Source organism: Mesorhizobium sp. M0048 (assembly GCF_040323405.1).
Taxonomy (GTDB): Bacteria; Pseudomonadota; Alphaproteobacteria; order Rhizobiales; family Rhizobiaceae; genus Mesorhizobium.
Window position 1 is genome coordinate 51,136 of the sequence record NZ_JAMYUV010000032.1, and the last position, 10,762, is coordinate 61,897.

Here is a 10,762-nt window from a genome sequence, read left to right on the forward strand (position 1 = left end):
CGTTCAGAATTCCGGTTGTTCATGGTTTCCTCCATTCGAGGAGCAAACGGAGGTAAGGCCCGTTGGTTCCCAATGAGCGACTGGCTAGGGTGTCCAAGTTGCATTTTCGAACTCGGTGCGCGGATCGGGTGCGTTTGCATTGGGAATGACGAGTTGCTTGCGGGCGAGCGCAATGCGAATCACCCATCTGTCCCTTCCCTGCCTGCTTCAACTCTGATGGAAGGCGCCGAGGTGGGGACCATATCTGGCGACGGTGAGCGCGACGAGGAGAGGCTGCGCGGACCTTCACGGCCGCCGCGCACCGGTCTTCGACCGCTGCGCCTCCCGCTGTCACTGGCGATCGGCGCCAAGCCTACGAGTTTGGCGATGGCTTTATTGGAAAGGGTGCCAATCTCGGACAACTCGGCCATCAGGAGTACGCGGGCGACACCGTTGACCGGACGGAAGATCTAATCGAGACAGGCCCACAGCGGGTCGTCGTCGCGTAGCGAGGCGATCTCGCCTTCAAGTCGGTGGCTCTGACGCTTCAGCAGAACAACGACCTCGTCGAGGCTGGCGAGGGGTTCGGCATCGGCGACGGCGCTTTTGCGTTGCTTCTGGATGGTGAGATCGCCTGTCACCTCGGCAAGCCGGGCCCGCGGCTTGAGCCGTTCTGGGCCACGCTCCGCGGCGTGGTTACAGCCGCTTGACCATGGCATGCAAAGTGAGCTGCGCGCTACGCATTGCGCTCGTCAAAACGCGACTGCTGGTCGGCGTCATCGGCCGATCCGCCCAGCGTGTCGGCGACCGTGGCACCTCGCGAACCCATCGGCTGCTGCGCACCTGTGGTGGTGTCCATCGCTGTCTGATGCTCCATCTCGGAATTCAGCTCCGCACCTACAACCAGGATAATCACAGAAATCCAAGTCCACATCATCAAGCCGATCACTGCCCCAAGGGCTCCATACGTCGCGTTGTAGTTGGCGAAGTTTTCAAGATAGTAGGAGAATCCTATCGAGACTGCGATCCAGACCACAGCCGCGAGGAAGGCGCCCCATGTCGCCCATTTCCACTTTGCCCTTTCACGGCTGGGCCCGTAGCGGTAAATCAGCGTGGTCCCAACGCCAGCCATGATGAGCATCATCGGCCATCGAAGGATCCGCACAAGGGCTTCGATCCAGCCGCCGAGGTTCAGCAGTGCAAGCACGGCCGGCACAATCCCCACCGCGACGATAAAGCCGATGCCAATGAGGATGGCGCCAAGTGTGAAGCCCAAGGCCAGGAGATTCAGGTGGATGAAGCCGCGCTTTTCACTCTCCTCGTAGGCGATGTTCATGGCTTCGAATAGCGTCTTTATGCCGTTACTGGCGCTCCACAGTGTGACGGCAAGGCCGAAGATGAAGCCGAAGCTGAGCGCGCCAGTCTTCTGAGCGGCTAAGGACGCAAGCTGAGATCTGATAATATCCAGACCTCCCGAGGGCAGTACGCCGCCAAGGAACGCAACGTGCTCAGCGATGGTCTGAGGATCGGCGACGAGACCGTAGATGGACACGAAGGCGGCAAGCGCTGGAAAGAAGGCAAGAAGCAGATAGAATGCGGCCCCGGCCGCGATAAGCATAACACGGTCCTCGGTGAGCTCAGCGAACACCCGCCACAGCACGTCCTTCCAGCCGCGGCCAGGAATCTCTGACGGCCATTCGGCATTGCGTCCCCGGCCCTCCGGGTCGGGCGGCCGCTCAAGTTGCACTTTACCTTCGTAAGCGTCCTCGGTTGTTTTCTTCGACATGGCCGCCGGTCCGGAGCACCTTCGTCGCAGGGAAACGTATAGTAGCGCCAAAGGATGCAGGTGCAGACCTGCGCTTGCAAATAACACCCCGGCTGCAGAAACACTCGCGGCATCCCCACTTGGACCTTCGGCTCCCATGCCCATCTGCTGGGATGCGACGGCTGAGCGTGCATGTTGTCGGGACGACAGCCTGATAATCCTCATTGCGCTGGATCAGTTTTAGGACACTCGCGTTACCAGCCATGATCTCGCTCGCGCCTGAACATCAGTTCGTCAACGCCGGAAGCATTCGGTTTCATGTCGTTCAGGCCGGGCCTGCCGGGGGTAAGCCGGTCATGCTCCTGCACGGCTTCCCGGACTTCTGGATCGGCTGGAGACGGCAGATCGGTACGCTCGCTTCCGCCGGATATCGGGTCATCGTTCCCGACCAGAGGGGCTACAACACCAGCGACAAGCCAGGGGGCATCCGCGAGTACACGCTCCCCAAGCTCCTCGGCGATGTCTTCGCCTTGGCCGACGCGCTCGGCATCGGAAGGTTTCACCTCGCCGGCCATGACTGGGGCGGCATCGTCGCTTGGGCCGCCGGGGCAAAGTTGCCTCATCGCCTGGACAAGCTCGTCATCCTGAATGCGCCCCATCCCGACGTGGTGTTTACCCATGCCCTGCGATCTCCGACGCAGTTTCTGCGGAGCAGTTACGTGGTTTTCTTCCAGATCCCATTGCTGCCCGAAGCCGTTTTGGGTGCGCGGCGCTCCGCCTTGCTCGCACGAGCACTCAGGACATCCAGCCGGGAAGGCGCCTTCGAAGAAGAGGAGATTGCAGAATATCGGCAGGCTTGGGAGCGGCCGGGGGCGCTGACCAGCATGCTCAACTGGTATCGCGCCTTGCGCTTTCGCCCGAGCCTGAAGGAGCGGATCACGACGCCCACTCTTGTTATGTGGGGGATGCAGGACCAGGCTCTGGAATCCGGGCTGGCCAAGCGCAGTCTCGCCCTTTGCGACGATGGCCGCCTGCAGACTTTCGAGGAGGGGACGCATTGGGTTCAACGCGAAGAGAGCAACGCGGTGAATGCGGCGCTTCTGGCGTTCCTGGAGGGCTGAGGAACTCAAAAATGGATAGAAACTGGGGGCAGCGTCAGATGGAGCCGGAGGAGGCCTGCAGGGCATTCCTGGCTGCGGCAAAAGAGGAGGGGACATTACAACTAGCTAAGTTGGATTGCGGTATAAGGTTCTATTATCTCCGACCAACACCGCGCTTTGCGGAGTAGATCGACAATGAGATCGACATCGTCCGTCGCCCTGACATCCCCAAGCGTGACTTCGTCGGTAATGAAAAGAGCGGTCGTGCATCCGCCCACAAATATCAGACGCTCCCGAAAGTCGCTTCCCAGCGCCTCGGCTACTATCTGTAGCATGTGGAGCAGCTCGCCTCTGATGGTAGTCATTTCTTCAGAAGCCTTTCAGAAAGCCGCTCACCGGCAAGGCCCACCTCCCGCTGGTTTCCGAGCCGGATCGCATCGACAAGCGCAAGATATTCGTCCAGCCGCTCATCTTTCGGAACAGCTTCAGGCACGCTCTTGAACAAGGGCTCGATCGATTGGCCCATATCCCGGCCTTCCGCAAACGGCCAGATGTGGATGTACTCACCGCCGCTCATCAGCAGTCCTTTTAGCATTGGCGCGGCAAAGGCCGTCGGCATGCCGCGCGTGATGCCGCCCGCCTTGCGGGGAACACAAATTTCAGTCCGTGGACGAGAAAATTGTGTAGATTGCGGCGAGGGGGATTGGCTCGGCCCGTATCTCGATCTTTGATGGCGAGTCCCGACGAGAGGGTTCGCTTGATCGAAGCGTCGATCTCGTTTTGCTGATCCCGGGTAGCGATTCCAGGCCGCGAACTGAGTACGGGGCCTCGCCCGAGAAGCTCCAATGAAGCTCCCCGGAGCCAACTTGCCCCTCCTGCTCCTGCAAGCTCACGAGCTTCAGAAGCATCACGATATCCTGACTTTTCATCCCATTCATGCGGTGTGTCCTCTGTCCTAGGACATAAGACCATATCAAGGTGTATGACCCCAGTGCAGAGCGAACTCAGAACATCAAGGTGGCTTGCGCCGTCTCACTCGGCCTCAGCAAACTCGAAAGCCAACTCTCCGCCAGCGAACTGGCCGGGACGAACCGTCCTGATTTCGCTGCCGACCTCCATGACGATGCCGCAGTATTCTTGACCCATGTGCATGGGGCTTCGACATTCTGGATCCCCCTATACGGCCACAGGTCCGAGCCGCAAATGCAGGTCGCCGAGAGCTGGATGATGGGTCAGTCGGATGAAGAACCTTCGGGTCGGCGACTTCATCGCAGCGGATGTCGCCAGGACCATAAAGAACTGTTCCAAGCTTCCAAGCATTGTTGTTGTCCTGTCGTCAGTATGGGATCAGGAGAGGAGTTCGATGCGGAGCGGAATTCGCCTCCCACCAGCAGAGGATCGAAGCCGCCGTCGATGCGACCGAGCCTAATCAATCCCTGGACCAGTGGTAGCCGGCGTAGAAGATCGCAAGTTTGCCCCAAGGTGCATAGTAGCAGAGGTCCCGAACGGGCCGCTGCCCTCTTCGCTGAGCTTGCGCGGCAGGTAGCTGATCTTCTCGTTCTTCGCGGAGCGCACCTACTTGAAGGTTTGGAGAAGGCCAACTGTCGTCTAGCTTTGCAGACCGGGCCGGATGCTTTTCCTCGAGGATTGCAATGATCGTACATTTAGTGGACGGCACATACGAACTGTTTCGCCACTTCTACGGCCAACGCCGGTTCAACAACGGCCATGACAAGCCGTTTGGCGCCGTCGTCGGCGTGCTGAACACAGTGCTGGAGATGATCGAGAATGGCGCCACACACGTTGGGGTGGCTACCGATCATGTAGTCGAATCTTTAGAAATCAGCTCTGGCCCGGCTACAAGACCGGGGATGGCATCGAGCCGGCGTTGCTCGCGCAGTTTCACCCCCTCGAGGAAGCCTTGGCGGCGATGGGAGTGGCGGTCTGGCCGATGATGGAGCTCGAAGCCGACGACGCGCTGGCCTCCGCGGCGCACAGCGCGGCTGCCGATGAGCGCGTGCAGAAGGCGTGCATCTGGACGCCGGACAAGGATCTCGCGCAGTGTGTCCGCGGTGACCACGTGGTCCAGGTAGACCGCAGGACCCAGAAAATTCGCGATGGCGCGGGTGTACGCGAGAAGTTCGGAGTTGAGCCGGCCCTCATTCCAGATTTCCTCGCGCTCGTCGGTGATGCCGCCGATGGCTATCCGGGTCTCGAAGGCATCGGCCTGGTCTCGGCTGCCCGGCTGCTTGGCCGCTACGGCCCTCTTGAACGCTTTCCGCCTGAAGCCCTCGGTAAGGTAGAGAGCTCGCGCTTTTGTTCAAAAATCTCGCGACGCTTCGCACGGACGCTCGGCTGTCCGCGTCCGGGACAGCCAGGACCCACTTAACCGACGGTGAATTTCTGCGCTGGCCAAACAGTGCGGCTGCACCTTATCAAAAATCGCGATCAGGATTGCGCGGAGAACTGGGCTTGATGAGCAGATGATTCTCCGTGGTCTCTTCGACCGCGAGTGTCTCGGCTCGACGGCATCGGTCTTGGCATCGCGATCCCTCACGCTCTGCTGGGCACGATCTCTTCGCCAGTCGTGTCTTTGACACGCTTGGTCCAGCCCGTTGACTTCGACGGGAGGCGTTTCGGCTGCCGCGGGAGAAGGCAGTATTTCGGGCTTCAAGTGGGGCGGCTCTTCAGTGTTAGGGAGGCCGGCATGACCTCACATCAGATCTTCAACCATCCGCGCAATTTTCCCCAGACCTGCGGTGGTCCCTCTTGTTCTAAGGAGTCCCTGTTCAGCCGCGGCCGCCTTGAAGGCCTCGAGCGCAGCTTGCTGGCTGCAATGCCCGGCGAGGGACTCCTCGACCATTCGGATCGCGTTGAGCCGCCCCGGCTTTCCCATTCTAGGCCATGGTTGCTGAAGCACCTTCATTGCGTCGGCTATGGACGCGACCACCGTCAGGTTGCGATTGAGGCAGATTGTAATTGGACTGAAGGCCCGCATTCTTGTCGCTCCCCACGATTGAACGCAGCTAAACGCGAAGACAAGGGCAGTGGTTGCATGAATGTGGACTACCGCGAATTCAAAGAATCGCTGGCCGATGCGATTGAGGCTGAGCTGGCTCTCCTTGGGCCCGGCACTTTGCCTAGCCGGACCATCCTCTCGTCGTACAACAGGACCCGGCCGGCAAAAAGCATCTGTGCACCGTCCGACGCCGCGAACTATTTTTCGAGCTCGTCACGCCGCTTGCCGACGGCTTCTCAAGCACACCGCGACGAATTCGACGGCTGTGAGGGAGGAGATGAAAAGATTATGGTCGTTTCGTTGGGCCCTCCTTTAGAGCAGGGGCTCCGAGGCGGTTTGTATCGAGCAGATGTCGCATCAGATCTTGACCTGGAGATCGGCTCCGGCAGCGGGATCGGCGCAGCGCGGCAAGGATGCCACGTTCCTTCGGCGGCCCACCGGCGATGGTCTGGCTGACGGCCCCGCGAAGGCGCGAAGCATCGAGGCCTTCTTCTGCCAGTCGGGCGAGCCAACTTTCTTTGGCTGGGAGGGCGGTGCAGTGCTTCGGCTCGGAACTGTTGACACATGCGTCAGGCTGGCAGACCGGAAGCGGCGGCGTCCCCTGACGTCATGGAGACTAGCCTCGCTTCCGAAGCCGCAGATTGTGATCTCGTTGGCTATGCAGAGCATCCAGCCGTCGTTTTGATCCGTTTCCGCCATCCAGAGCCAGCGACCATCCATGAGATCCGTCTCAAACGCTTAAAAGCCGGTCTTGCCCCGCCGCGACTGTGTGGAAATCAGCCATGTTTCAAAGTCGGAATGCTGGACGAACTCGACAAGGAACTGGAGCGACGCAAGCACTGCTTCGTTCGCTACGCCGACGACTGCCCTCTATGTTCGCAGCGAGCGTGCGGGCGCACGGGTGATGGCCAGCGTCGAACACTTCCTCGACAGGCGTCTGAAGCTGAGGGTCAAGATACGGAAGAGCGCGGGTCAGCTTGGGAGAGGAGCGTTTCATAGTCTGGTGGGGCCTAATTCGCCTCGTAGTCCTAGTGGTCACCTATCGGCGCTCACCGGTCCCCTGAAGCTCCCGATAAACGCTCCGCTCACTGACCCCAGTTCCTTTGGCTATCGCTGTTCTGGTCATGCCCTCGGCATCCAACTTCACGATCTTGTCGCGCTTCCCCATCGCTGTTGGCTTCGGTCCTGGGTACTTGGTCTTGTCGCCTTTTGGCGGCATCGATCCCGATCCGTTGGCGCTCCAGCATGACGCTACGCTCAAGGCCATCCGCCAGTATCTGGCGCCCTTCTACAAGTGGCGGCAGGCCGAGATCGTGGCGGCGGCCGAGCCGCTGATGCCTGGCCACCAGGCCTTTATCCGCATCATCAACCGGCGCGATCAGGCCAGACCTTTGAAACGCCTGTTCGTGGCCTCCACGCTCATATCGGCGCAGCGGGCGCTCGACATCACTAGAGCTCATTGGCAAGCAGTCCGCCGCTATACACTGGCCGTGTCCAGGCGTGGGCGTGGCCTTTCCGCCTGGGTATTAGGGTGCGGCCTGCCCGATCGGCCGTCCCTCGATCGACCCTGAGTTGCTGATCCGCATGGGGATCGTCGGCCAGCTCGTCCTCGACTCGATGAGCGAAGTCGTCGACGCCGTGCGCACCGGGAAGACAAGCCTGGAGCTGTAGCGGCCTCGCCTGTCCCGCCCCGGTGTCGTCGCTTCGCTGGCGCCACGGTGAGAACGCATAGATCTGGTCCAGTATTTTCAGCATCAAAACGTTGAGCTGGCGGGAACTTGCTCGCCAGCCGAGTTGAGTTCAGGCGGTGGTCGGGGGAGATCAGCCAGCCACACGCTGGTGATTCCAACCCGAGCCGATGTGCCAATCAGCAACCTTCGTCGGTCTTTTTCACCTGGCCCGGCGCGGCGGTATTGGCTGTCGTGTCCTGCTGACCAGGCGCCGCCTGCTGAGCGCTGCCAGTCTGCTGGCCCGGCGCGCAGTCTCTGGCCGAGTTCGGATTTGTGGTGCCGCTGGTGGTCGTCGTGTCGGTGCCCTGATCGCCGGACATGTTGGTGCCGCTGCTCGTCGTGCCGGTGCCCTGATCCGTCGTACTGGGCATGGTTGTCGTGGTCGAGGTTCCGCTCGAAGTTCCGCTAGTCGTCTGGGCAAAGGAAAGCCCGGCCGACACCGCCAGCACGGCCGAAGTCAAAAGGATGCGTTTCATCATCTTTCTCCTGTCTGAATGCGCGGGATGCGCCTGGCAAATTGAACAGGCAGACAGAAGGAGTGTTCCCCGATGAAGTTCAACTTTTGTAACTCTGGTCGTAGGTCAGCCTTACGATTGCGGGCGTATATTAGAAGCCTCTTGAAGAGGACACTGCCCGCACCAGAATCCATGGCATGGCTCGGGGAATAGGCATTGGTGACCAGGTGGCGATTACGGCCAGGGTTCGAAGGCGGATAACAATAACAGAGGACCGCGTAAGCGTCTCTATCCCAGGTTACGACTTCCCACATTCCATCATCGACCACACCAAGGTGAACCGAGGCCAGCAAATCGACGTGAAAGGCGAGGTCACGCGCATCGACGAGGACACCGTGACGATCGACCTCGGGCCGCTGGTCACGGTCGACCGTGACAAGGTCCGGCTAATAGAGAAATATCGGCCGCCAAAACGACGAAAGGCACTTGTCGATGCCCCGGATTAGAACCGACAACATCGCGACCGGCTATGAGGGCAGGCCGCATGACGGGCCGGTAGAGGACGAGTCGAAGCACTTGGTCTACTGCCCGGTCTGCGGCCAAACGTTCGACGCGCGCGATCTTGGACAGGTCTTTCATCACGCTGAGCCGCAGCACCAGCCGCTTCCGGTCGAGCAATAGTCCAGCTAATTGAGCTCCGGCGGCAGACCGTCATTGAGACCCTTCAGCGCGCCACCGACGTACGTTGGATGAGAAAAGGGTGCTGCGTGCACCGCGCCTTCCCCGCGCGCCGATGCTCCACCTGGACCGCAAAAAAGTCCCGCCGCACTGCCAGAACGGCGGGACCGATCAAACGCTTTGCACCAGGCGGGGGGATGCGGGGGGTGGGCTTGCCAAGTGAGCGCGGACCGTAACCAACCCTAAGCGCCACAGCGGCAACGCGTCCACCAACCGCCGGTTGGAGCGATAGGACGACTGAGCCGCCGGCAGGTCAGGTCATCCCGGGTCGCTATCGCTCGCAACCAGACGGTAGCGGAAATTGTTGCGGATGTGGTCGTTGAAATAGCGGCCCTTGGCGAACGCGGCCCGGAACGCGGCAAAGGTTTCCGGCGGTACCCCCTCAAACTCGTACCGTTTACGGCTGGCGACGAACCACACCGAGAGGGTTCTTCTATCCCGATCATATTCCATCTTGCGGATCGAAGTAGATGGCATGAGCACCACAGCCCCAGGGCCCGCGCCTTGCGGGGAGCGCGGGCCGATCGGGATACCGATCTGCAGCAATACCTGGAGGGGAGGAATGGCTGCGTGCACCGAACTTGCGCGGCGGTCCCGTGTTCCAACCAGGATACAAAAAAGCTAGCTGCACCTTTCGGCATCATGCGGACGTTGGATTTGTGAGAAAGCGGGAGCGTCAATACCAACTTCTGGCGATGGAATTTTCCCGTGAGATAGGCACGCTCCACGGCGAAAGGAGTGCCCCGCCATGACCGTCCTCGCCTACAACCTTGCCAATGACATCGAAGGATTGTGGAGGGTCGTCTTCGTGCCGGACGAACTGCATCTGTATGTGGAATTCAGCCAGCCAGACGCCGACACAAACCCGGCTGATTGGATGAGCGTTGATGATTTCCTTGCATGGCGGCCGAAAGGCGCACTCCACGAGCGAGCGCGCGACAGCTTGGTTTCGCTCATTTGCAAGGCGCTGACAGGGCGATGAGACAAGGGAAACCCGCACCGAGATCCAGTGCGAGCGCCGCGAGTGGGCCTAGGGCCCCACAAGCCAGTGCCACCCCGCCGCCGGCAAACCGCGGCGGGCGAGTGCCTCGGGGACAAGATGGTAGATTGCTAATGCGTTTGCGGGTGTGGCCTTAAGTCGCAAACTATTGGCTTCAGAAGCAGGGCGTCGGGCTTCATTGACGGTGCTGCCAACACCATATGGTGATCCATAGCCTCCCAAACGAGAGAAGCTCGCCCCTGACGGGTCGCACTGCGGCCGTCACCCGGCAATTGCTACGAACTAGGAAACCATCATGCCTGAAAATATCAGACTTACTTCGAGAGATGTCCCCCTCATTCAGCTAGGCCTCTATCAATGCCGCTTCCCGGTGAGCGAAGACCCGTCAGTACCCGGTGGTTATCGTTTTTGTGCTGGGCCAACTTCGCCGGATCGCGTCTACTGCGATCACCACCACAACATTGTGACCGCCGTGGACCCTCGTCGAGCCCGTTCGGGTCTCCACCTCGCTCAACGACGCGCTGCGTAAGTCTGACTGGCGGCGGCCTCCCGGCCAGGCGCTATGCGCTCCAAGGCCTTGGCTACGACCATTCCGTCGGCTCGGTCTGGCGCATCCTCCCTTATGCCGTCTTCGCCGATGTATCCCCCGTCGCCCGATTGAGAACGACGATTTCTCGCCGAGCCCTTCAGCTCGCTACTCGCACAAACGCGTCGGCTCCCAAGGTTTGTCTGTCAGCACATCTTCAATGTGCCCGCGCCTGAAGCCCCAACATCTTCTGCGACCTAACCGCGTACCTGGCACCGCCGATCGGTTGCTGCGGCGGATTTTCGCTGTTCGCAGCTGAATAATGCCTATCAACCTTGTCATCGCACCTAGAGCACGTCCTGTGATCGATGAATCGATTGTGATGTGACGGCTGCGTTTTGTGCTGATTCAACATCCACCTCGATGGAGGTGGACGATGGGAAGAGCATT

Annotated in this window: 13 protein-coding genes and 3 pseudogenes; 6 read left to right on the forward strand and 10 right to left on the reverse strand. The window is 60.3% G+C overall.

What is annotated here, in order from left to right; translation table 11 throughout:
- Nucleotides 1–84: 84 nt before the first annotated feature.
- Together NKJ84_RS33295 and NKJ84_RS22750 are read right to left on the reverse strand one after the other, a co-directional pair.
- A pseudogene (locus NKJ84_RS33295) lies at nucleotides 85–653 on the reverse strand (transposase); the annotation flags it as partial.
- Between the two features lie 62 nt (nucleotides 654–715).
- Complete coding sequence (locus tag NKJ84_RS22750; protein ID WP_352508332.1) at nucleotides 716–1,903, reverse strand: YihY/virulence factor BrkB family protein; 1,188 nt, start codon at nucleotides 1,901–1,903, stop codon at nucleotides 716–718.
- Nucleotides 1,904–2,007: 104 nt separating this feature from the next.
- Here NKJ84_RS22750 and NKJ84_RS22755 point away from each other — a divergent pair, with 104 nt between their 5' ends.
- Nucleotides 2,008–2,865, forward strand: a complete 858-nt coding sequence (locus tag NKJ84_RS22755; RefSeq protein ID WP_352508333.1) for an alpha/beta fold hydrolase — start codon at nucleotides 2,008–2,010, stop codon at nucleotides 2,863–2,865.
- Between the two features lie 340 nt (nucleotides 2,866–3,205).
- On the opposite strand, the gene NKJ84_RS22760 is transcribed toward NKJ84_RS22755, so the two are convergent.
- The 3 genes and pseudogenes from NKJ84_RS22760 to NKJ84_RS22770 all read right to left on the reverse strand — a co-directional run bounded on the left by NKJ84_RS22760 (nucleotide 3,206) and on the right by NKJ84_RS22770 (nucleotide 4,522).
- A complete protein-coding gene (locus NKJ84_RS22760) occupies nucleotides 3,206–3,463 on the reverse strand; it encodes a hypothetical protein (RefSeq protein ID WP_352508334.1) in 258 nt (85 codons plus the stop codon).
- A 446-nt stretch (nucleotides 3,464–3,909) separates the two neighbouring features.
- Nucleotides 3,910–4,123 (reverse strand): annotated as a pseudogene (locus NKJ84_RS22765) (alcohol dehydrogenase catalytic domain-containing protein); the annotation flags it as partial.
- A 150-nt stretch (nucleotides 4,124–4,273) separates the two neighbouring features.
- Complete coding sequence (locus NKJ84_RS22770; protein ID WP_352508335.1) at nucleotides 4,274–4,522, reverse strand: cyclophilin-like fold protein; 249 nt, start codon at nucleotides 4,520–4,522, stop codon at nucleotides 4,274–4,276.
- Nucleotides 4,523–4,675: 153 nt separating this feature from the next.
- On the opposite strand from NKJ84_RS22770, the gene NKJ84_RS22775 reads away from it, so the two are divergent.
- Nucleotides 4,676–5,233 (forward strand): 5'-3' exonuclease, encoded by a 558-nt coding sequence (locus NKJ84_RS22775; RefSeq protein WP_352508345.1) that lies wholly within the window; start codon nucleotides 4,676–4,678, stop codon nucleotides 5,231–5,233.
- A 324-nt stretch (nucleotides 5,234–5,557) separates the two neighbouring features.
- Here NKJ84_RS22775 and NKJ84_RS22780 read toward each other — a convergent pair whose 3' ends face one another.
- The 3 genes and pseudogenes from NKJ84_RS22780 to NKJ84_RS22790 all read right to left on the reverse strand — a co-directional run bounded on the left by NKJ84_RS22780 (nucleotide 5,558) and on the right by NKJ84_RS22790 (nucleotide 7,130).
- Nucleotides 5,558–5,842, reverse strand: coding sequence for a DUF982 domain-containing protein (locus NKJ84_RS22780; protein ID WP_023680323.1), 285 nt, complete (start codon nucleotides 5,840–5,842; stop codon nucleotides 5,558–5,560).
- 663 nt (nucleotides 5,843–6,505) lie between these two features.
- Nucleotides 6,506–6,661, reverse strand: a pseudogene (locus NKJ84_RS22785) (diguanylate cyclase); the annotation flags it as partial.
- Nucleotides 6,662–6,902: 241 nt separating this feature from the next.
- On the reverse strand, nucleotides 6,903–7,130 hold the full coding sequence (locus NKJ84_RS22790) for a helix-turn-helix domain-containing protein (RefSeq protein WP_352508336.1): 228 nt from the start codon (nucleotides 7,128–7,130) through the stop codon (nucleotides 6,903–6,905).
- On the opposite strand from NKJ84_RS22790, the gene NKJ84_RS22795 reads away from it, so the two are divergent.
- A complete protein-coding gene (locus tag NKJ84_RS22795; protein WP_352508346.1) occupies nucleotides 7,063–7,434 on the forward strand; it encodes a hypothetical protein in 372 nt (123 codons plus the stop codon). The two genes, NKJ84_RS22790 and NKJ84_RS22795, sit on opposite strands and share 68 nt — an antisense overlap.
- Nucleotides 7,435–7,730: 296 nt before the next feature.
- On the opposite strand, the gene NKJ84_RS22800 is transcribed toward NKJ84_RS22795, so the two are convergent.
- On the reverse strand, nucleotides 7,731–8,069 hold the full coding sequence (locus NKJ84_RS22800; RefSeq protein WP_352508337.1) for a hypothetical protein: 339 nt from the start codon (nucleotides 8,067–8,069) through the stop codon (nucleotides 7,731–7,733).
- Between the two features lie 338 nt (nucleotides 8,070–8,407).
- Between NKJ84_RS22800 and NKJ84_RS22805 the strand changes: the two genes are divergently transcribed.
- The gene (locus NKJ84_RS22805) at nucleotides 8,408–8,554 is read left to right on the forward strand and encodes a hypothetical protein (RefSeq protein ID WP_352508338.1); all 147 of its coding nucleotides are present in this window, start codon (nucleotides 8,408–8,410) and stop codon (nucleotides 8,552–8,554) included.
- The gene (locus NKJ84_RS22810; protein WP_352508339.1) at nucleotides 8,541–8,729 is read left to right on the forward strand and encodes a hypothetical protein; all 189 of its coding nucleotides are present in this window, start codon (nucleotides 8,541–8,543) and stop codon (nucleotides 8,727–8,729) included. Before NKJ84_RS22805 ends, NKJ84_RS22810 begins: the two co-directional genes overlap by 14 nt.
- A gap of 315 nt (nucleotides 8,730–9,044) precedes the next feature.
- Here the strand turns inward: NKJ84_RS22810 and NKJ84_RS22815 are convergent, their stop codons facing one another.
- Nucleotides 9,045–9,362 carry a KTSC domain-containing protein gene (locus NKJ84_RS22815; protein WP_352508340.1) on the reverse strand — a complete coding sequence of 106 codons (318 nt, stop codon included), beginning with the start codon at nucleotides 9,360–9,362 and terminating at the stop codon, nucleotides 9,045–9,047.
- A gap of 172 nt (nucleotides 9,363–9,534) precedes the next feature.
- Here NKJ84_RS22815 and NKJ84_RS22820 point away from each other — a divergent pair, with 172 nt between their 5' ends.
- Nucleotides 9,535–9,768: a hypothetical protein gene (locus NKJ84_RS22820; protein ID WP_352508341.1), complete on the forward strand. Its 234-nt coding sequence runs from the start codon at nucleotides 9,535–9,537 to the stop codon at nucleotides 9,766–9,768.
- Nucleotides 9,769–10,762: the final 994 nt, after the last annotated feature.

Excerpts from the sequence above, each read along its gene's own strand:
- NKJ84_RS22760 (WP_352508334.1), bottom strand. The coding sequence starts at position 3,463 with ATGCCGACGGCCTTTGCCGCGCCAATGCTAAAAGGACTGCTGATGAGC.
- NKJ84_RS22780 (WP_023680323.1), bottom strand. The coding sequence starts at position 5,842 with ATGCGGGCCTTCAGTCCAATTACAATCTGCCTCAATCGCAACCTGACG.
- NKJ84_RS22810 (WP_352508339.1), top strand. The coding sequence starts at position 8,541 with ATGCCCCGGATTAGAACCGACAACATCGCGACCGGCTATGAGGGCAGG.
- NKJ84_RS22800 (WP_352508337.1), bottom strand. The coding sequence starts at position 8,069 with ATGAAACGCATCCTTTTGACTTCGGCCGTGCTGGCGGTGTCGGCCGGG.
- NKJ84_RS22755 (WP_352508333.1), top strand. The coding sequence starts at position 2,008 with ATGATCTCGCTCGCGCCTGAACATCAGTTCGTCAACGCCGGAAGCATT.
- NKJ84_RS22790 (WP_352508336.1), bottom strand. The coding sequence starts at position 7,130 with ATGGCCTTGAGCGTAGCGTCATGCTGGAGCGCCAACGGATCGGGATCG.
- NKJ84_RS22820 (WP_352508341.1), top strand. The coding sequence starts at position 9,535 with ATGACCGTCCTCGCCTACAACCTTGCCAATGACATCGAAGGATTGTGG.
- NKJ84_RS22750 (WP_352508332.1), bottom strand. The coding sequence starts at position 1,903 with ATGGGAGCCGAAGGTCCAAGTGGGGATGCCGCGAGTGTTTCTGCAGCC.